Raw genomic sequence first — 19,513 nt, forward strand, 5'->3', positions numbered from 1 at the left:
AAGGTTGTATTTTTGTTTTCTCAAATTTACAACAATTGCGATACTTTTTAGAATTAGCATATAACGGAAAAGATTACTTCGGATGGCAGATTCAGCCTCATCAAATTTCAGTACAAGAAGCCATAGAAACACGTTTGTCTAAAATTTTAGGTCAAACGATAAGTATTGTGGGGGCTGGTCGTACCGACTCGGGAGTACATGCCAAGAAAATGTATGCCCATTTTGATTATGAAGGAGAATTAAAGAAAGATTTGGTAAAACACTTGAATTCATTTTTACCCAAAGATATAGCCATATACAAAATTCATCAGATGCATCCCGAGGCTCATGCCCGCTTTGATGCGACTTCACGATCTTATCATTATTTTATTTCACCTTATAAAAATCCATTTGCTTTTGAGAGTTCTTGGGTATTTAATCGTGAATTGGACTTGGATCGTATGAATGATGCCGCTCAATTGTTAATTAAGAAAGGAGATTTCGGAAGTTTTGCTAAATTGCATACAGATGTAAAAACAAATATTTGTGATGTTCGTGAAGCCTTTTGGTTTGTGAACGAGCAAGGTCAATATGTTTTTCAGATTACAGCGGATCGTTTTTTACGCAATATGGTTCGTGCCATTGTAGGAACATTAGTGGAGGTCGGGATAGGTAAAATCACAAAAGAGGATTTAGCGCGTATTATTGAAGATCAAAACCGAGGTTCCGCAGGAGCTTCTGCACCCGCACAAGGTTTATATCTTGTGGATGTGCAATATCCAACAGAATTATTTATCAATGAACACAAATAACGCTCAAAATAAATTTGATTTTACAGGCCTAAAGCGTGTCATTACGTTAGGAATGAGCCAAAGTAAAGGACTCTTCTTAACGGTAATTGCTATTGCTGTATTTAGTGCTTGTTTTTCAGTTTACCGTCCTTATTTAACTGGAGATGTAATCGATCATTACATTTTGTCCAAGGATCTTCCCGGATTAAAAATAGAAATCATCAAGTTGATTGTGATTTTGGTTTTCGAAAGTATCTTGGCCTTTTTTACAGTTTATCTTGCCAATGTTGTGGCTCAACGTGTGATTAAAACATTACGTGTGCGTTTGTATAATCATTTGATCCGATTCAAATTAGCTTACTTTGATCGTACGCCTAATGGCGTTTTGGTAACCCGTTCGGTATCGGATGTGGAAACCATTGCTGAGGTTTTTAATGATGGGATATTGGTCCTATTAGGTGATGCTTTAAAGATCATCTTTATCGTGGCCATGATGTATTATATGAACTGGGTATTGGCTACAATTGTCATTGTGATTTTACCTCTTATGATGATCATTACGCGTTATTTCCAGAAAGCACTTAAAGATGTATATCAGGATGAACGTACATTGGTAGCAAAATTAAATACGTTTGTTCAAGAGCGACTAACGGGAATGAATATCATTCAAGTGTTTAACCGACAACAAGCGGAATACAATAAGTTTGTGAGCATTAACAGTGATTTAAAGAAAAACTATTTAAAAACAGTTTTATATTTTTCACTTTTATTTCCTGTGGTTGATATTGTATCGGCTTTGGCAACAGGAAGTTTAATTTGGTTTGGCGGATTACGAACTGCTACTGCAGGAGACGTAACTGTAGGAAACTTGATTGCTTTTACACAATTTATTACAATGCTGACGACACCCATGCGTGCGATCGCAGAACGTTTCAATTCCATTCAGCGTGGGTTAGTTGGAGCCGACCGTGTATTCACAATTTTAGATGCCGATGAAACATTGCCTGATACTGGAAAACAAAAATTAGAAACTGTAAAAGGTCAAATAGATTTTGAAAATGTAGTGTTTTCTTATGTCCCTAATAATCCAGTATTGAAGGGAATTTCTTTTACAACTAATCCAGGGGAAACCATAGCGATTGTAGGATCAACGGGTGCAGGAAAATCGACAATTATCAATTTATTAAGTCGTTTTTATGATATTGATTCGGGTGCAATTAAAATTGATGGAATCAATATTTACGATATGGATTTGGTGAATTTACGTCATCATGTCGCTGTTGTTTTACAAGATGTTTTCTTATTCAATACGACCATTTATGATAACATTGTGTTAGGAAATACCAATATCACCCTAGATGAGGTAAAAGAAGCTGCAAAAATTATTGGTATTCATGATTTTATTGAATCCCTACCCAAAGGGTATGATTCAGAAGTAAGCGAACGTGGAGCAACATTGTCTGTCGGACAACGTCAATTGATTTCATTTTTAAGAGCATATATATATAATCCTGAAATTTTGGTTTTAGACGAAGCTACATCTTCTATTGATACGCATTCAGAAGAATTAATCCAAATGGCTACTGAAAAATTAACAGAAGGTCGTACTTCAATTGTAATTGCGCACCGTTTAGCGACTATTCAGAAGGCGGATAAAATCATTGTTATGGATAACGGAATGATTGTTGAACAAGGTACACATGAAAGTTTATTGGAAAAGAAAGGCTACTACGCGAATTTGTATGAAGTCCAATTCTCAAAAGTCAATAATTAATTTTGATAAACTGTTCATTATTAAATATAAAAACCTTAAATTTAGAATTATATAAAACACTTTGACAATGAAAAAATTATTATTAGCCGCTACAGTTTTAACAGTAGTATCATTAAGTTCTTGTAAATCTGAAAAAGAAAAAGTTGTTGATAATGTAACAGAAGCGCAAACTTCTATTCAAGAAACGGCTCAACAAGCTGTGGAAACCTCTCAACAATCTGCACAAGATTTAGTTAATGCATTACCAACTTTTACAAGTTCAGATGCTGCGGCTTTTGCACAAAAGTATAGCGATTATGCAGCACAATTAAAAGCAGTAGCTGCTTCAGGAGATCAAACAAAATTAAATGAATTAACAGCTAAAGCAGTAGAATACGAGAAAGAATTACAACAAATTCAATCGACTCTATCTGCTGAAGATGCTAAAAAATTAACGGATTTCGTGAATGAAATTAAAAAATCTGTTCAATAATTATTGAATACATCGATACTGAGCTCGGAGGATTCCGGGCTTTTTTATTTCTTTCGCTTTTAACAACATATTATAAGATATTAGTATAATATGTAGTATATTTATCACGAAATTTTATATTAGATCATCATCATCTATGACACTAGTACAATTACAGTATGTGTTAGCAGTTGCCGAGTTCAAGAACTTTACGATTGCAGCTGACAAATCGTTTGTTACTCAGCCTACATTGAGTATGCAAATACAGAAGTTGGAGAAAGAGTTAAACATCGAAATCTTTGACCGAACATCTCATCCCATTAAGATTACTCAAATTGGAGAAAAAATTGTAGCGCAAGCGAAAACAATTTTAATGGAAGCGAATCGAATGAAGCACTTGGTGAACGAAGAAAAAGGTTTATTAGAGGGCGATTTTGTGATTGGAGTTATTCCAACCATTTTACCTTCATTGGTGCCATTGTTTTACAAAACATTCCAAAAAAATAATCCGAAGTCAAATCTAATCATCAAAGAATTACAAACGGATAAAATTATTAAGGGAATCAAAGATGGTTCATTGGATTTTGGTATTGTGGTTTCTCCATTATATGAAGATCAAATCATGGAAAAACCATTGTACTATGAGCCATTAGTGGCTTATGTGCCACCAATGCATCGATTATCGCATAACGATAAGATTTTAGAATCGGATTTGGATACTGCTGATTTATTGATTCTACAGGAAGGTCATTGTTTCCGTAATAATGTACTGGCATTATGTGATGCATCTAAATTAAAACATCGTCCGATTAAATTAGAAAGTGGAAGTTTTGATGCTTTAATCAAATTAGCGAACGATGGCTATGGTATGACTTTATTGCCTTCATTAGTAGCAGATGATTTACCAGAAGATTACCGTAAAAATATCAAGCATTTTGAAGCTCCTGTGCCAACGCGTGAGGTATCGTTAATTTATCATCAATCCCAATTAAGAGATTCGTTTGAAAAAGAATTAGTCAATACCATTCAAAGTATTTTAAGAGGGAAAATTTTCTTGGAAAAAGATGTAAAATTAGATTCTACATTAATTTCATTACCCAAAAAATAAATATTAAAAAGATATTAAAAGCGAAAGCCGTGAATGATTCACGGCTTTTTTTATGGATATCAATTGCTTATTTAAGGAACGATCGTAGTAAAAAGATACGTCGCAAAAAGAATTAATAAGACAATTCCTTGCTGAATATTGGTACGTCCTGATTGTAAGGATAAGAATACTGTAAAAAGTGATAAAACCAATATAAGAATCGATTTTGCATCAATTCCTAAAGTTACTTGCATTCCTGTAAAGTAGCATACGATAGCAACAGCAGGAATCGTTAAGCCAATAGATGCTAAAGCTGATCCTAAGGCTAAGTTTAAACTTGTTTGCAAGCGATCTCCTTTCGCTGCTTTAAAAGCTGCTAAACCTTCTGGTAATAAAATGACTGTTGCAATGATAATTCCTACCAATGATTTTGGAGCGCCTATACTAAAAACCATATCCTCAATAACAGGAGATAGTTTTTTTGATAATAATACCACGGCTACTAATGCCACCAATAAAAGGATCAATGAACCTATGGTAGTGAAAAGATTAGGAGGAGCTACGTGCAATTCAGAGGCAATTCCATCGGCACATTGTTTTGGTAAGAAATAATCACGGTGTCGGATGGTTTGAACCGAAATAAATCCTCCGTATAATATCAACGAAATGATTGCGACAAATATTAATTGACTTTCAGAATATACCCCTACAACATCTGATGTTGTAAAATTAGGTAAGACGAGAGTTAAAATAGAAATGGCAATTAAAGTGATTAGGGCTGTAGATACTCCTTGTTTAATATAGTTCTGTTCTCGGTATCTCACACTCCCCACAAGGAAACAGATTCCAATGATTCCGGTTAAAATAATCATAATGGCTGCAAACACTGTATCTCGTGCTAAGGCAGAAGGTGCATTTCCGGTTTCTGAAATCATAAGTGATACAATCAGTGATACTTCAATAACTGTAATGGCTAACGCTAAAATAATGGTTCCAAAAGGTTCGCCTACTTTATGAGCAACAACTTCGGCATGGTGTACGGCTGCCAATACCGCAGAAATTAAAGCAACGCCTAGTCCAATTGAGACCAAGATGTTTTCACTAGTGACGGTGATTAATGAAATAGCTGCTAAAATCGGACAAAGAATGGTCCATAAGGGTAAGTCTAAATTTAATTTTTTCGATAAATAGTAGTTTCCGTTCATTAATTTATAAGATTAGATTTGAACAAAAATAATCAATTTTATTGATATATGTTGTTGACTTTATCATTATAATATATAATTATAAAATTTTAACACAACTGATAAATGTTTGGAAATGTCTCTCGATAAGATTGTATTTTTGTGATATGGAATACTTCACAGAAGAAAAATTAAAAAAATGGTTTAGACTTTCCTGCACATGGGAAGCATTTAGCTGTGCGATATTATTTTTGATTGCAATGCCATTAAAATATCAATTTGGTTATATTTTGCCGATGCCTTTTGCAGGATGTTTCCATGGATTTTGGTTTACCTCTTATTTGGTTTTATTATTTGTTACTCGAAAGTATTATAAGTGGGATGATGAAGATTTTATCTTCTACATTATGTTTGCTTTTGTGCCATTTGCTACATTATCATTGCATCAGAAGATTAAAGAAAAATAAAGGGATTAACCTATTTGATTTAAATGCATTTGCTCTTTAAAATATAAGAACAAAAAAAGCATCTCATAGAGATGCTTTTTTTGTGTTATAATTAATTCAATTGATTAATTGAATACAAATTTAAATCCTAAAGAGAAGCGACCTGCTTCAAAATTCGATTCATTTGATAAGTTCCACCATGGTTTCCAATCAAAGTGTAAAGCCAATGGCGCAGACGGAATTTTGTATTCTAATCCTAATTGTGGACGAATTGCAAAATATGTATCATTATGATTTCCATAATCTACAAATGATAATTGTGGTCCAACCCCAACATACCATCCTAATCCGTTCGTTCCAGAAAATGATTGGTTATATGTATAATCAGCCCCTAATACCGTAATATTGTTTCCAAACATTACTTGTACATTACCTGCGTTACGTCCATCGAATGAGTGTTTGTATTGAGGTCCTACTAAAGTTTGACCATCTCCCAAATCAACAACAACACCTAAAGCATTTCTATAATCTTGTGCATTGACTTGGCTTAATCCTAGTACTAATGCTGCAGTAAATAATAATTTTTTCATTTCAGTCTATTTTGCTAATGTAATTTTACAATAATCATGCAAAAATAGTATTGTTTTTCTTTTTATAACAATTCTAAATTGTTAATTACGATAACCATAGGCACAATGACGGCAATTATTCTTGCAGCAGGAACCTTTCAAATAATGGTAATAGTTCGTAAAAACCCAGTATCTGCCTTCGATGTAATAGTGTATCCCTTCTACAAATTCATGAGGGTTACTTGGAAAAGGATAAGTCTTTTTTAATTCGGAATATTTTTCAATTTCAACTAAACACGTTGGACATAAACAATCATATGTTGTCTTTTTTAAATATTGAAGCGTTGTTTCGGATAGCGGTATTGTATTACAATGGCATTCAGAAATGTTTTCAGAGACACATTCAAATGTTAATTCGCATCGTTTGCATCGTTTTTCCATGGTTAATTTTTGTGGAATTTACTATTTTCTTTCCAATTAAAACGAAAAAAAGCCTTAGTTGATCTAAGACTTGTGAGGGAGTATGCTAATAAATTAGCAGTTTTTGGTTGATTCAATTTTCCACATCGTTCATGAAGCGATGCAATAGTTTAGTGATGCAAAAGTATCCATTTTGCCAAAGTGTGAAATGGTTGCAGTATAAATATGCTTGAAAAATAACAAGAGTATCCCATTTATTTACGGAATTAAAAAGTTTAAAATGCTTTTGGTTAGGAAGTTGTTTTATCATGAATTTTTTAACGATGACAACTTGTGAATAATTATTATGCGAATAAAAATGTGATTTTTCCGAATTTATAAAATTGAATTCCTGTAAAAAAATGATTTTATAAAATTGAATGAATTGAAATAAGGAAGAGAATACCGATTTAATTCCTATACTCGGGATATTAATGTTAATGTTGCATAACAGAATATACGTTATTTACAAGTGTATCGAAATTTATCCATATTCTTATTCTTCCTGTCTTCCTTTGGTTTTGCACAACAAAAGATCTTACCTAAAGACTCCTTAATTTTTCAACAATCTTATCGTTTGATTAAAAGTATTGATCCCATTACGGTTCCTCAAATGATACAGAAAAGTGATTCGTTGTATCAAATTTCTACGAATGACTATCAGCGGTTTTATAGTTTGTTTGCTTTGACGAATGCCTATCAACGGAATAATCAGATGCAAGAAGCTTATCGTACAATTATAAAAGCAGATTCGATTGCAAAACATTCTGATTTGGACGTAGAAGCTGTTAAATCCAAAATTTATTTGGCTGATTTTAGTCGAAATATTAAGGATTTTTCTTTAATGGATAAGTATTTGAATGAAGCGGAAATCATCGTAAAGAAGGAACATCGTCATCCTGAATTTTATAAAATTAAAGCCAGTTTATTAAACCAAAGAGGAACTTACTTTCTTGCGCAAGGAGTCGCTGATAAAGCGTTGAATGTATTTGAACGATGTTATGATTTGATTCAAAATGATAAAAATTATAAAGTAAAAGATATTGAATTTGTATTGCTTGAAAATATTTATAAAACCACTTTGGCTTATATTCAATTAGAACGTTGGGAAAAGGCGAATAAAAAATTGGAGGAAGGGTTTCGTGTCAATCAAAAATTGAATCATAAGATTTACCATTCCGCTTTTCAATCCACTGCTTCATGGTTGGCTTTAAAAAAGGGAGAAGTGCAAAAAGCAGCTGAAATTATCACCCAAAAATATCCAGAGGATTCAATATTGGGATTAGAGAGTCATATTAAAACCGACTTAATGATTATGTCTTCCATTGAAAATCAAGACAGTTTAATTGATCAAAAGGAATTGACGACGAAATACAAAAATTATTTGGTGAAAGATTTCGATGAGAAATTAGCTCTTTCGCAAGTGATAAAGAAAAAAGAAGAGGAGAAGCTGTTAGAGCATATGCAACAAACAAAATATGGCTATCTAGGATCAGCTTTTATTTGTTTAGTGGGTGTTGGTATTATACTTTATCGATACTATTATAATCAAAAAAGAAAATTGAAATTACAGTATCAGCAGGTGATAGATCACTTGAATCATCAGGCGAATGTGAAGGAGGAAGAGCCAAAATTAAGCGGTTCTAAATTGCCATTTGAATTGAGTCAAGAGAATGTAAACCGAATTTTGGAACAATTGGAACGATTTGAATTCCATCACAAATATACCTATGCGAAAATTACGTTGGGCAGTATGGCAGATGAATTACAAACCAATACCAAATATTTGTCGTATGTGTTAAAACATTATCGCTCGTCTAATTTTCCAGATTACATCAACAACAAAAGAATAGAATATATTACTCAACGATTATATCATGAGCCTGATTTGTTAAAATATAAAATTGAACATATTGCAGCACTCGCCGGGTATTCGTCCCACAGTCGATTTACACAAATGTTTAAAGCGCAACATCATATTTCTCCATCAGATTTTATTCGTCAGTTGAAGGAAGATGTTGTTGATTGAATCATTTTGAAATAGCGTTATTGTTTTTAGCTATTCTATACCAATTTTCTTCACGTGATCGGTTAAGAAGCCATATTTAAGATATGGATAAAAAATTACAAATTTTATTTTGTAGGGTTGTATATCCATTCTTCTTTGTTATTTTTTTACTTGCCACACGATACAATCGTGCGGTGTCAGGGCATTATTTATGAAGCTTATTAAATAAACAAAGGTAAACGTTTGTTTGCCTTTTATGTTATTGTGAATTAATACGTTATGTAATAACAACACGTATGAGACAGTATACATCTGAAAAACAATCTCTTAATCAATATTATTAAGGTCATTAATATCTTTTTCTTTTGCCATCACATTATAGATTTTTCCATTATTTAGAGTAAATCTATAATAATAAAAAGATTTTCTATATATTTTTTTTATATCAGATTTTACATATTTCTTTTTAAAAAATACATTTTCTAAATAAAAAACATTATTATTTATAGTTAAACCATAAATTCTTAACCAAAAGTATGAAATTGATATATAGATAGCAATAAAAAACAAAGTGGCAAAATTGTCTGCCTTTTTAAGTAAAAAATACATTCCGATTATACCAATTATGATTATGATTAATTGATTAATTTTATTTTTTAAAATCATTTTACTTTTATTTTAATTCCCCCTTCTACACTTGCATTGTAATTAAAAATAAGTCCTATTGTTGCTGACTTTGAAAAATTTATATTTATATAATCTCCTTTCTTATCACTAACTCCTTTTACATTAATACCCATAAAAGTTACTCCTCCTGAATTTTCAGTTTCAATTGTTTTAAATGTTTTTTGATCTACAACTTCTTTTCTTGAAACACCAGCTCCAAAACCTGCTGCTGAAACACTAGCTCCAAAAGATTGAGTATATTTATTATCTTTCAAAAGATAATTAAAATCAGCATTATAAAGGTCATTACTTTTGAAATCATTATTTAAATTTTTCTCTATTTTTCCTGATAACAATGTAACAGAACCTAAATTAATATCATATCCGCCAACACCTTTTACTTCATAACTCGTTCTAGCACCTATTGTAAATTCTCCTTCGACACTTCCATAATATGATAATACACTTTCACTTTTAGCAGTTATATTAGCTCCATAAGCTTCATTATACGTATCATATATACCTTCAGAATTACCTGTCCAAGAATATTTATTATATGTATTATCAAGATTATCCGCCTTTGTATAAATACCAGAAGTATCAATCCATAAATTTCCATTAAAATCTTTAGGCGGTTCAGCCATCATTCCATCAGGGTCTATGAAAAATACAGGGTATTTAAGAGCATATGTATAAGGAGGAAAGCGTCTTGATTTTTCCGCTAGCGGGGCAATATTAAACCAACGTCCAATCGCAGGGTCATAGTTTCGCGCGCCGTAGACGAAAAGATTGATGTTGAACTTAAATCTAAGCTTCTCAATCCTCACATTTACGATGTTATAAATATAGATCTTTAAAAATTAATTTTGGAGAGGGGTGATTTAAATGATGATGAATTGAAGTAAATAGTAATCCATAAAAAAGCCTCGAAGTAGAACTTCAAGGCTTTTAGCGGAGAGTGAGGGATTCGAACCTCATCTCGTGTTCCTCTATTTTAGTAGCTTCCCGAAGGGTGAGCAAAAATAAGTCGTCATTTAGTCGCTAAACAAATAATGTCTTGTTTTGAACTTATTAATTCTTATACAAAGTTACGAAATCTAAAGTTTTTATGGTGATTTACTTAGCCAAAATTTGGTGAGGTAATCGTTAAAAATTATGATGTAGAATATTCTTTCGAAATAAAGACATCTAACCATTCTACCACAGCAAAATTGACAAAATATAATCCGTTGAGATTATGAAATTTATGATTTCTGCTCATTAGCTTAGGTTTTAGTTTAAGCTATTAAAAAATACTAGTTTTATAAAATAACAAACCCTACAGATTTTACTTTGTAGGGTAGATTATTGTTACTTACCACACGATTCAATCGTGCGGTAGCGGGGGTATTCATAAAAATGTGTTGGGTAGATACGAGCGTAACGAGGTTTTACCTTCTATTGATATTGCTCGTAAAATTGCTGATATTTTAGAAGTGTCTTTAGACTACCTTACAGGTAAAGAAGATGTGCAAATTGATAAAGATACCAGTAGTCGTATTTTAGAGGTTTCTAAGTTTGAAGAAACAGACAAAAACCATATCTTCTCTGTTATTGATGCGTTTATCGCTAAAAGAAAAATACAATCTATTTTATAAAATAAAGCCCAAGCGGAACACTTGGGCTTTTCAATATTAGCTTTTTAATTTTATTGATTTTGCGATTAGCACCAAAAGTGAAACACTCTTGAAAATGTCCCTTTCTAATCCTTTTTTATGTAATTACTTTTTATATTATCAGCAAAATAAGGCATCTCTCTATAAGGATTCCCTGTTTCCCAATAAATCTTTTCTCCAACTCTAACCACATAATTGTCTATATAAGCAGGTTTGGGCTTTAAATTAAATTGATAACTTGCCCCTTGTCTTATTTTCTCATACAAACAGCTATCTTTAATATCGTCTTTTAATGACAATATTCTTAGAGTGTCTTTTGAACTATCTACACCTCTTATTTCAAAAACTTTACTGTCTAATTCCTTAATACTTATTACTTTTAAAGTAACAGTATCATTTTGTGCATTCAAGGTATTTGTAGCAAAAGCCATTAAAAGTATTATTTTAACTATTCTCATTTTTTTAAGTCGTTTATCAAAATCTCTGGATTTAATGCTTTAGGAATATTTGGGTCATACGGGAACTTGCTAATAAAGATTCCGTTGGGGTCAGCAATAATGTTTGGAGCAACGTGTCTTGGGTCTAAAGCTTCAGTCTTATTATGAGCGTTTAAGTACCCAACTCCTGTTGGCGTTTTTTTCTGTACATCATCAAAGGTTGGAGAACCAATACCGGGCGATTCTTTTCCGCCTATATAGGATTCTATCACTTCGTGCAAAACGGACACCCCATTTTGAACACCATAAAACTCATCAATTTTTCCAGTCATTTCAGGGTTAACCGTTTGACTGGTGATTACTTTCCCATCCCCATTTACTTCGCTACCTCCAAAAGCACCACCCACAAACCAATTGCCTTCATCCGTAAAATTACTACCAGTCGCATTTATATTTACTTCTACGGTCTTGGAGTTTATCGCTTCTAATAAAACTTTGTCAGCATCAGTTTTTGCATTGCCTTTAGCTGTAACTTTTCCACTTTCATCCATTTTAAGTCTAAGATTAGTCGAAGCACTCAGTTGTTTAAATACCTCCTTATCCTTATCTCCTGTTATGATTACATCCCAAGGACTTCTTCCGTCTGGGTCGATGAACCTAATTGGATTATTAAAAGCGTAGTTGTAAGGAGAGTAGCGTCTCATCTGTTCTGCCAACGGATCAACATTCATCCATCTACCAATAGCAGGGTCATAATTCCTTGCACCATAGTCGTAAAGATTGATGTCTAAGTCTGTTTGCAACTCTTTCCCATTGTATTTGTAATTATACGTTGCAGAACCTGTTACTCGAACATTATGAATAATACGAGAATCCTCATTACTTATATCTTTTGCAACAATAGTTGTAAGATCACCTATTATAGGAATTTCAGGAGTAACAATTACCTGTCTTAGTGGTGAATATCCTGTATGTTTTAAACCGAATGGGTAATAGTGAGATTCGTCAATAATTTTTAATTTATTTTCTATATCGTCCCAAGCATAAGATGCTCTTACATTCCCCAGATGATCAGTATAATTGTATACATAACTGTATGTTCTGCTATTAATACACATTGTACACGTTACTACATTTACATATCCTTCGGCTGTTGGGAAGAATTGTAAATTGTTATTTACGTATTGGAAACCTCCTAAGTAATCTGTTGTTGTTACATTCGATCCATCCGTTACAATCTTACGAAGTTTAACTCCTGTTGCATCATAATCGTACTTAATCTTCTTTGTGCTATTCCAAATAACTTCTGTAGGTAAATTTAAGTAATTATAAATAATATTGGTAATTCCTTTGTTTAAATCTTTGGTTAAATTCCCATTTACATCGTAATCGTAATCTAATCCATTAGTATTGCCATCCGAAAAACCATTGGTATTGTTGGATGAATCAGTTACTCGATTTAAACGATTTGAGAACTCCGTTAATTGATTCTCTTTATTGGCGTATTCATAGCTTAATTGATCAATTAAAATAGGTTGTGTTTCATTGCTACCATAACGAACTAATGATTGAATGTTTCCATTTTTATCGTAGGTTAACCCTTCATTAAAGTAATTGATTTGATTTGCTCCAGTTCCTTTATAGAAAAAAGCATCTTCTAAACGATTTAGCCCATCGTATTTATAATCATAGCTTCTAACTGATTGGTTTGGCGTTTTCCAAAATGTTTGACTGATATTCCCATTGTATAAAGGTTTAGAAGTTTGAGATCTTGGACCAGGATATTTAATTTTATCATAACTTAATTTAAAACTAAATAATTGTCCTCCTTTGTTTAAATTATTGGTTTGATCTACATTATTAATATCCGTTAGCCATCCGCGTACGTTGTATTTATAGCTAATGGTTTGGTAAGGATCGTCTTTTAAATTCCCTACTTTTTTAGTCATTAGCTGCCCAATGGAATTGTATGTATTATCGGCCAGATATTCTTTTCTACCTCCATTGATTTGATGTGTATGCGTTAATACACGTCCAAATTCGTCGTATGAAAATTCTTCTATAATTGTAACCTCTTCTGTATTTGTTTTTTGACGATGTTTCGTTATGGTTTTTGTTACTTTACCCGCAAAGTCTAATTCAGTTGAAGTCTTGGTATAGCCTTCTAAATGATTATAACTAATTGCATATACAGGACGAATTTTGATCGCATCATAAAAAGAGTAATTGATATTCCAATTATTAGTCCCTAATACACGAGCGAATGATGCTACCGGTAAACCTTTTAATTTAATGTTATCTCCTTGTACTAATAACTGACCATCTAAGGTGTTATAATCAGGATCTAAATTATTATAGGTGTCGTAATAATTTACTGTTAAAATTTTATCCAACTCTAATAGTGCGCCCGCATTATTTGTATATAAAAATTTAGCCTTTACATTTCCTAAATTGGAACCAGCTGAAGCTACTCTCTCTTCATATAATTTAGTTGCATTATTATAAATACCTTGTAAACTACTTCGTTCTGATTTTGGATAAGTACCCGTATAAACTACACGCGGATCTGTTGGTGAAATAATTACTTGTTGTATAGGTTGATACCCTGTGTGTTTTAAACCGAATGGAAGTATACTATTTAAAGCTAAAATTCTCAATCCTTACATTTTACAATGAGCTAAATATAGCTATTAAAAAATTAATTTCGGTAATGGTTTATTTTGATTTTATAATGGAGGATGATAAAAAGAAGTAATTTTAAGGCATAAAAAAAGCCTTGAAGAATAAACTTCAAGGCTTTCAGCGGAGAGTGAGGGATTCGAACCCCCGGAGGTGTGACCCTCAACAGTTTTCAAGACTGCCGCATTCGACCACTCTGCCAACTCTCCAGTTGTGTTTAACGCGGTCTATTGCGTTATTGCTGGTGCAAATATAGAGCGTAATTTTGAATTACCAAATCCTTTACTCAACTTTTTTCTACTCTTTTTGTTAGTTGTTTAATAATCAATGTGATATTTTAAAAAATATTTTTTAAATTTTTTATTCCACAAGATTTTTACCTTTGTTCTACAATAAAAAACATGAAAAATACAATCTCTACGCCACTCTATTCGGCAAAAAGTATTCGAATAGCTGTTACGCTTTTCTATTTCTGCACAGGTTTAGTATTCTCTTCTTGGGCCAGTCGAATTCCTACCATCAAAAATAAATTGTCCATTTCGGAAGGTGAATTGGGTTCTCTCCTTTTAGTGATGCCTATTGGTGAAGTGGCTACGTTAGCACTTGTGGGCAAATTAGTGGCTACGTATGGAAGTAAAACTGTTTTCCAATTCGGAATTTTAGGTTATGTGTTCATGTTATTAATGATACCTTTTGCAGATCATTTCTGGACTTTAGCGTTAGTATTGACCTTATTCGGTATCTGCAGTAATTCATGCAATATAGCAATTAATACACAAGGTGTTGATGTTGAAAATTTATACCAGCGTTCCATTATGTCTTCTTTTCATGGTGCATGGAGTCTAGCAGGGTTTGTAGGTGCCTTAATTGGTTTAGTTTTAATGCATTTTAAAGTTACTATTTTGCCACACTTTCTATTGGTTGCGGTAATGATTTTAGGATTGTTCTTTTTTCAGCGAAAATATCTTTTTGATTATATGCCGACTGAAGACGAACAGAAGAAGGGGATGGTGAAACCGGATAAGACATTAATTCAATTAGGGATTATAGGATTTCTGGGGATGGCAACGGAAGGAACCATGTTTGATTGGAGTGGGGTCTATTTTCATGAAATTGTCAAAGCTCCTGAAAAATGGACAACATTAGGTTATGCCGCATTTATGATTACCATGGCCTCGGGCCGCTTCGTAGGTGACCGATTTATTGAAAAATATGGTAAACAACGCATCTTACAAGGGAGTGGTATTTTAATGGGTACAGGATTGTTAATTTCAGTATTTTTTCCTTCGATGATGATTTGTACGTTAGCATTTATGCTTATCGGTTTAGGTGTTGCTTGTACAGTACCTACCGTCTATAGTGTCGCAGGACAACATAAAACCATTAATCCAGGTGTGGCTTTGGCTTTGGTTTCAAGTATTTCGTTTTTGGGATTTTTGTTAGGACCGCCTTTGATCGGTTATATTGCCGAATTATTTGATTTAAGGTATTCTTATGCTTTATTTGCAATGTTTGGATTTATATTAACCGCAATTGTTTCTACAACTAAAATTTTTAAAGGATAGAAGAGATGAATAAGTTTATTTTTACATTTTTTGTACTGTTATCGATGATGGGATATGCACAATCGCCTAATGAACAAATTAATGAATTCTTTCAACGATATCAATCAAACAAAGAAGGAGCAGTGAGGCATTTGATGTCAAATCATGCTGTAAGTAAAGTTCCGGAAGAAAATCTTAGACAATTACTCCATGAAATCAATAAAATGGATGATCAATCTGTAGGTACATTTAAAGGATATGAATTGATTGCCGAAAAGCATGTTGCAAATTCTTTGATTACTAATTCTTATTTGGTAAAGCATGAGTTACACCCCGTCCGTTTTACGTTTACTTTTTATAAAGCGGAAAATGATTGGAAGATTTTTCACTTTAATTTCGATACAAAATTATTAGAAGAATTATTGGAAGCTTCTAAATTATACTATCAGAATTTAAACACGTTATAGATAAAAGTTCAAGTTTTTACTTGAACTTTTTTATTTGATTCATTTTGTCACAATTATTGTTTAGATCTATAAAAATCAAAACAATGAAGAAGTTATTATTAATCTTACTCCCTGTCTTTTCATTTGCTCAACAAAAAGACACCTTGAAATCGGATATTTTTAATCGAAGTTTAGACGTAGAGTTAAAAAAAAACATTTTTTCAAAAAGATTCGTTGGGGAGTTTTAAAATGGATGTAGAGAATTACAAAATTGAAGCTTTGCGTGAGCGTCGTAAAAAAGAATTTCAAAATTCGGATGAAGCTTTTAGAAGAGATCAATTAAGAAATGAACTTTTGAAACATGGGAATCAAAAAGGAAAATCAAATCTTAATTTATAAGTCAATTTATAATCACGGATGTTTTTTATAAAAAAATATAACCCTTAATTGTGAAATTCAAAAGTTTTTGATTAATTTAATATTTCAATTAAAACACTGAATATGAATTTGATAAAATTTTTATTAATCTTGTTGCCAGTTGCAACATTCGCACAAGATAAAAAGTCAGAAATGACAAAGGATTTGAAAACAGAAATGTCAGCAGCTAAAAACAACGATGCGAAAGCGGCTAAAATCCAAGAAGCTAAAAGAGTTGAAGAGCAAAAGAAAGCTCAGAAAAAAGCAGAAGTAGAAGCGTTAGAAAGACAAAAAGCTCCACAAAAGCGTAAGACCGTTTCGAAATAATTTAAAAAAGCCCATTGACTTGCAATGGGCTTTTTAGTTAATTGGAACTATTAAATCTCTATGACTAGAATTTGATTTCTTCTGTAGTTGCGATTATATCTTGTAATGTCTCACGGCGACGGATTAAGTAATCTTTGTCATCGATTAATAAAACTTCGGCAGGTTTTAGACGCGAATTGTAATTCGATGCCATCGAAAAACAATAGGCTCCAGCATTGTGAAAACATAAAATATCACCTTCGCTGATTTCATTAATTTTTCGATTTGATCCAAACGTATCCGTTTCACAAATGTACCCTACGACAGTATAATAACGACTTCTTCCTTCAGGATTTGAAATGTTTTCAATTTCATGATGCGCATTATAAAACATGGGACGAATTAAGTGGTTAAATCCTGTATCGATTCCTGCAAATACAGTAGATGTCGTCTGTTTGACCACATTAACAGAAGCTAAAAATAATCCTGCTTCAGAAACCATAAATTTTCCAGGTTCAAACATTAACGTTAATGGTTTTCCATAAGCTTTTTCAAAAGCATTGAATCGTGCCGATAAACGTTCGCCTAAATATTCAATATCTGTTTCATCTGCACCAGGGTAATATGGAACTTTAAATCCAGATCCAAAGTCGATATAAGATAAATTTTTAAATTCTGCTGCTACTTCAAATAGAATCTCAGCACCTTGTAAAAACACATCGATATCTAAAATATCAGAACCAGTATGCATATGCACCCCATCTAAATGTAATCCTGTATTTTCAACAACACGTTTAATATGAGGTAATTGATGAATCGAAATTCCAAATTTTGAATCAATATGACCTACCGAGATATTTGCATTACCTCCCGCCATAATGTGTGGATTAATACGAACACATACCGGATAATTTGGAAAATCTTGACCAAAAGTTTCTAAAACCGATAAGTTATCAATATTGATTCGAACCCCTAATGCGATCACTTGTTTGATTTCCTCATATGAAACACCATTAGGAGTGTAGATGATTTCTTTTGGTTTGAAACCAGCCATTAAACCTAATTCTACTTCTTGTAAAGAAACCGTATCTAATCCTGAACCAAGGGATTTGAAGTACTTTAAAATATTAAGATTGGTATTCGCCTTACATGCATAATTTAACTTTAAACGTTTGACTGTAGAAAATGCATTCGTCATTTTTTCATATTGCGCACGGATTTTGTTCGCATCATATACATATAATGGCGCATCATATTTTTGCACCAATTCCAATAGACGTTCTCTATTCAGTTCCATTTTGATAATTTTTTGTTTAAAGTTTAAATTTTTGCGGTTGTAAAATTAGGAATTAAAAAGGAAATTTTGAAGATAATTCAGTTTAAATATCAATTAATTACAATGTTTTGAATTTTGTTAGAGTAAATAAGGTGTAAATTGAATTTTATTCAAAATTTTGGGTTGTTCAGCTTTTTCTGTTCTTTGGTTATATTTTGAAACATGAAGTATTTTGTAAAGATTTTTATCCGAAATCAGAAAATCAATAATTTTTTAGCTCTATTTTTTAAAGAATGATCAATGTAACATTTGTCACTTTTGATGTTTAAAAATAATTGACCTTTGTCCTAGAAGTCAAAATTTATCGGCGGTTTTTTTATAGTTGATTTTCTATATACTTTCATTTTTTAATCAAGCGGAGAATTATGGATACATTACAGTTTCGGATTAATTGTAATATAATGGAGGAAAAGAAATCAATTGAAAACTTTAAATGAATACCCTTTACGATTACGCCTAAAATTCAATTGATTGCTCGATATTTAAACGGAAATATTTTCGTCGGTTTAAGTAGAGCAGTAGTAGGTGAATGTTTAGGACCAATTTTGGTTTCGATAACAATATCGATAAATCCTACGTAAATGTTATTGTTGGAGCTATTTTAGGAGCTTATCTTTATGGGGGTGTTAAACATAAATTACCATACTAAATGATTAAAGAGAAAATTATAAGTACATATCCTTCTATATTCGATGAAGAATTATTAGATGAAATTGAAGATTTAGGTCGGTTAATCGATTTTAAAGCAAATGATTTATTGATTGATCTGAATCAGACCATCACAGGTATGCCTATACTTTTATCAGGTGCCCTTAAAATTATGCGAGAAGATTATGATGAAGGTGAATTGCTTTTGTATTTTCTAGAAAAAGGTGATACTTGTGCAATGACGATGGCTTGTTGTTTAGGAGATAAGCAAAGTAAGATTCGAGCTGTTGCTGAAACGGATGGGCAACTGATTATGATTCCAATTCATAAAATGGACGAATGGTTGGCAAAATATCCTTCGTGGCGAAGATTTATATTTGATAGTTATACCAATCGAATGGAAGAAATGTTATCTGCAATTGATAATTTGGCATTTAATGATATGAACCAACGATTAAAAAAATATTTGTTGGATGTCGCTAGTATTAATAAAGGTAAAGTGATTAATAAAACACATCAAGAAATTGCATACGAACTGAATACTTCTCGAGTTGTCATCTCCCGTTTATTGAAAGCTTTAGAAAAAGAAAATTTTTTACATTTAAATCGAAATGTAATAACCATTCAATAG

General features: G+C 32.2%; 21 protein-coding genes and 1 tRNA gene. 13 read left to right on the plus strand and 9 right to left on the minus strand.

Annotated elements, in window-relative coordinates; genetic code table 11:
• The first annotated feature begins 35 nt into the window (after positions 1–35).
• The 4 genes from truA (at position 36) to AC1QSP_RS13340 (ending at position 4,103) form a co-directional block, all read left to right on the plus strand.
• A complete protein-coding gene (gene truA, locus AC1QSP_RS13325) occupies positions 36–791 on the plus strand; it encodes a tRNA pseudouridine(38-40) synthase TruA (protein ID WP_484079105.1) in 756 nt (251 codons plus the stop codon).
• Positions 778–2,544 carry an ABC transporter ATP-binding protein gene (locus AC1QSP_RS13330; RefSeq protein ID WP_484079106.1) on the plus strand — a complete coding sequence of 589 codons (1,767 nt, stop codon included), beginning with the start codon at positions 778–780 and terminating at the stop codon, positions 2,542–2,544. Before truA ends, AC1QSP_RS13330 begins: the two co-directional genes overlap by 14 nt.
• Before the next feature lie 67 nt (positions 2,545–2,611).
• Entirely contained in the window at positions 2,612–3,016 is a 405-nt protein-coding gene (locus AC1QSP_RS13335) for a hypothetical protein (protein WP_484079107.1), read from the plus strand.
• A 136-nt stretch (positions 3,017–3,152) separates the two neighbouring features.
• A complete protein-coding gene (locus tag AC1QSP_RS13340; RefSeq protein ID WP_322970764.1) occupies positions 3,153–4,103 on the plus strand; it encodes a LysR substrate-binding domain-containing protein in 951 nt (316 codons plus the stop codon).
• A 71-nt stretch (positions 4,104–4,174) separates the two neighbouring features.
• On the opposite strand, the gene AC1QSP_RS13345 is transcribed toward AC1QSP_RS13340, so the two are convergent.
• Positions 4,175–5,287, minus strand: a complete 1,113-nt coding sequence (locus tag AC1QSP_RS13345) for a calcium:cation antiporter (RefSeq protein WP_484079108.1) — start codon at positions 5,285–5,287, stop codon at positions 4,175–4,177.
• A gap of 146 nt (positions 5,288–5,433) precedes the next feature.
• Between AC1QSP_RS13345 and AC1QSP_RS13350 the strand changes: the two genes are divergently transcribed.
• Positions 5,434–5,733, plus strand: coding sequence for a DUF3817 domain-containing protein (locus AC1QSP_RS13350; protein ID WP_322970762.1), 300 nt, complete (start codon positions 5,434–5,436; stop codon positions 5,731–5,733).
• Between the two features lie 104 nt (positions 5,734–5,837).
• Here the strand turns inward: AC1QSP_RS13350 and AC1QSP_RS13355 are convergent, their stop codons facing one another.
• Both AC1QSP_RS13355 and AC1QSP_RS13360 read right to left on the minus strand, forming a co-directional pair.
• The gene (locus tag AC1QSP_RS13355; RefSeq protein WP_484079109.1) at positions 5,838–6,302 is read right to left on the minus strand and encodes a hypothetical protein; all 465 of its coding nucleotides are present in this window, start codon (positions 6,300–6,302) and stop codon (positions 5,838–5,840) included.
• 81 nt (positions 6,303–6,383) lie between these two features.
• Positions 6,384–6,722, minus strand: a complete 339-nt coding sequence (locus AC1QSP_RS13360; protein WP_484079110.1) for a cysteine-rich CWC family protein — start codon at positions 6,720–6,722, stop codon at positions 6,384–6,386.
• Positions 6,723–7,317: 595 nt separating this feature from the next.
• Between AC1QSP_RS13360 and AC1QSP_RS13365 the strand changes: the two genes are divergently transcribed.
• Entirely contained in the window at positions 7,318–8,769 is a 1,452-nt protein-coding gene (locus AC1QSP_RS13365) for a helix-turn-helix domain-containing protein (RefSeq protein ID WP_484079111.1), read from the plus strand.
• A 306-nt stretch (positions 8,770–9,075) separates the two neighbouring features.
• Here AC1QSP_RS13365 and AC1QSP_RS13370 read toward each other — a convergent pair whose 3' ends face one another.
• Both AC1QSP_RS13370 and AC1QSP_RS13375 read right to left on the minus strand, forming a co-directional pair.
• Positions 9,076–9,414, minus strand: coding sequence for a hypothetical protein (locus tag AC1QSP_RS13370; RefSeq protein WP_484079112.1), 339 nt, complete (start codon positions 9,412–9,414; stop codon positions 9,076–9,078).
• Complete coding sequence (locus AC1QSP_RS13375; protein ID WP_484079113.1) at positions 9,411–10,241, minus strand: RHS repeat-associated core domain-containing protein; 831 nt, start codon at positions 10,239–10,241, stop codon at positions 9,411–9,413. The genes AC1QSP_RS13370 and AC1QSP_RS13375 overlap by 4 nt, the downstream gene beginning before the upstream one ends.
• 573 nt (positions 10,242–10,814) lie before the next feature.
• Between AC1QSP_RS13375 and AC1QSP_RS13380 the strand changes: the two genes are divergently transcribed.
• Positions 10,815–11,051, plus strand: coding sequence for a helix-turn-helix domain-containing protein (locus tag AC1QSP_RS13380; protein WP_484079114.1), 237 nt, complete (start codon positions 10,815–10,817; stop codon positions 11,049–11,051).
• A 104-nt stretch (positions 11,052–11,155) separates the two neighbouring features.
• On the opposite strand, the gene AC1QSP_RS13385 is transcribed toward AC1QSP_RS13380, so the two are convergent.
• From AC1QSP_RS13385 to AC1QSP_RS13395, 3 genes are all read right to left on the minus strand, one after another.
• Positions 11,156–11,527, minus strand: a complete 372-nt coding sequence (locus AC1QSP_RS13385; RefSeq protein WP_484079115.1) for a hypothetical protein — start codon at positions 11,525–11,527, stop codon at positions 11,156–11,158.
• Positions 11,524–14,163: an RHS repeat domain-containing protein gene (locus tag AC1QSP_RS13390; RefSeq protein WP_484079116.1), complete on the minus strand. Its 2,640-nt coding sequence runs from the start codon at positions 14,161–14,163 to the stop codon at positions 11,524–11,526. The genes AC1QSP_RS13385 and AC1QSP_RS13390 overlap by 4 nt, the downstream gene beginning before the upstream one ends.
• 146 nt (positions 14,164–14,309) lie before the next feature.
• Positions 14,310–14,394, minus strand: a tRNA-Ser gene (locus AC1QSP_RS13395).
• Positions 14,395–14,586: 192 nt separating this feature from the next.
• Between AC1QSP_RS13395 and AC1QSP_RS13400 the strand changes: the two genes are divergently transcribed.
• From AC1QSP_RS13400 to AC1QSP_RS13420, 5 genes are all read left to right on the plus strand, one after another.
• Complete coding sequence (locus AC1QSP_RS13400; protein ID WP_322970735.1) at positions 14,587–15,750, plus strand: MFS transporter; 1,164 nt, start codon at positions 14,587–14,589, stop codon at positions 15,748–15,750.
• A gap of 5 nt (positions 15,751–15,755) precedes the next feature.
• Positions 15,756–16,196 (plus strand): hypothetical protein, encoded by a 441-nt coding sequence (locus AC1QSP_RS13405; protein WP_484079117.1) that lies wholly within the window; start codon positions 15,756–15,758, stop codon positions 16,194–16,196.
• 83 nt (positions 16,197–16,279) lie between these two features.
• A complete protein-coding gene (locus tag AC1QSP_RS13410; RefSeq protein WP_484079118.1) occupies positions 16,280–16,423 on the plus strand; it encodes a hypothetical protein in 144 nt (47 codons plus the stop codon).
• Position 16,424: 1 nt separating this feature from the next.
• Complete coding sequence (locus AC1QSP_RS13415) at positions 16,425–16,574, plus strand: hypothetical protein (protein ID WP_484079119.1); 150 nt, start codon at positions 16,425–16,427, stop codon at positions 16,572–16,574.
• Between the two features lie 102 nt (positions 16,575–16,676).
• Positions 16,677–16,919 carry a hypothetical protein gene (locus AC1QSP_RS13420; protein WP_322970732.1) on the plus strand — a complete coding sequence of 81 codons (243 nt, stop codon included), beginning with the start codon at positions 16,677–16,679 and terminating at the stop codon, positions 16,917–16,919.
• A gap of 64 nt (positions 16,920–16,983) precedes the next feature.
• On the opposite strand, the gene lysA is transcribed toward AC1QSP_RS13420, so the two are convergent.
• Positions 16,984–18,195, minus strand: coding sequence for a diaminopimelate decarboxylase (gene lysA, locus AC1QSP_RS13425; RefSeq protein WP_322970731.1), 1,212 nt, complete (start codon positions 18,193–18,195; stop codon positions 16,984–16,986).
• A gap of 688 nt (positions 18,196–18,883) precedes the next feature.
• Here lysA and AC1QSP_RS13430 point away from each other — a divergent pair.
• Positions 18,884–19,513: a Crp/Fnr family transcriptional regulator gene (locus AC1QSP_RS13430; protein ID WP_484079120.1), complete on the plus strand. Its 630-nt coding sequence runs from the start codon at positions 18,884–18,886 to the stop codon at positions 19,511–19,513.

The organism is Faecalibacter sp. (assembly GCF_057177045.1).

Excerpts from the sequence above, each read along its gene's own strand:
- AC1QSP_RS13330 (WP_484079106.1), top strand. The coding sequence starts at position 778 with ATGAACACAAATAACGCTCAAAATAAATTTGATTTTACAGGCCTAAAG.
- AC1QSP_RS13335 (WP_484079107.1), top strand. The coding sequence starts at position 2,612 with ATGAAAAAATTATTATTAGCCGCTACAGTTTTAACAGTAGTATCATTA.
- AC1QSP_RS13340 (WP_322970764.1), top strand. The coding sequence starts at position 3,153 with ATGACACTAGTACAATTACAGTATGTGTTAGCAGTTGCCGAGTTCAAG.
- AC1QSP_RS13345 (WP_484079108.1), bottom strand. The coding sequence starts at position 5,287 with ATGAACGGAAACTACTATTTATCGAAAAAATTAAATTTAGACTTACCC.
- AC1QSP_RS13350 (WP_322970762.1), top strand. The coding sequence starts at position 5,434 with ATGGAATACTTCACAGAAGAAAAATTAAAAAAATGGTTTAGACTTTCC.
- AC1QSP_RS13355 (WP_484079109.1), bottom strand. The coding sequence starts at position 6,302 with ATGAAAAAATTATTATTTACTGCAGCATTAGTACTAGGATTAAGCCAA.
- AC1QSP_RS13360 (WP_484079110.1), bottom strand. The coding sequence starts at position 6,722 with ATGGAAAAACGATGCAAACGATGCGAATTAACATTTGAATGTGTCTCT.
- AC1QSP_RS13370 (WP_484079112.1), bottom strand. The coding sequence starts at position 9,414 with ATGATTTTAAAAAATAAAATTAATCAATTAATCATAATCATAATTGGT.
- AC1QSP_RS13385 (WP_484079115.1), bottom strand. The coding sequence starts at position 11,527 with ATGAGAATAGTTAAAATAATACTTTTAATGGCTTTTGCTACAAATACC.
- AC1QSP_RS13400 (WP_322970735.1), top strand. The coding sequence starts at position 14,587 with ATGAAAAATACAATCTCTACGCCACTCTATTCGGCAAAAAGTATTCGA.
- AC1QSP_RS13405 (WP_484079117.1), top strand. The coding sequence starts at position 15,756 with ATGAATAAGTTTATTTTTACATTTTTTGTACTGTTATCGATGATGGGA.
- AC1QSP_RS13410 (WP_484079118.1), top strand. The coding sequence starts at position 16,280 with ATGAAGAAGTTATTATTAATCTTACTCCCTGTCTTTTCATTTGCTCAA.
- AC1QSP_RS13415 (WP_484079119.1), top strand. The coding sequence starts at position 16,425 with ATGGATGTAGAGAATTACAAAATTGAAGCTTTGCGTGAGCGTCGTAAA.
- AC1QSP_RS13420 (WP_322970732.1), top strand. The coding sequence starts at position 16,677 with ATGAATTTGATAAAATTTTTATTAATCTTGTTGCCAGTTGCAACATTC.
- lysA (WP_322970731.1), bottom strand. The coding sequence starts at position 18,195 with ATGGAACTGAATAGAGAACGTCTATTGGAATTGGTGCAAAAATATGAT.
- AC1QSP_RS13430 (WP_484079120.1), top strand. The coding sequence starts at position 18,884 with ATGATTAAAGAGAAAATTATAAGTACATATCCTTCTATATTCGATGAA.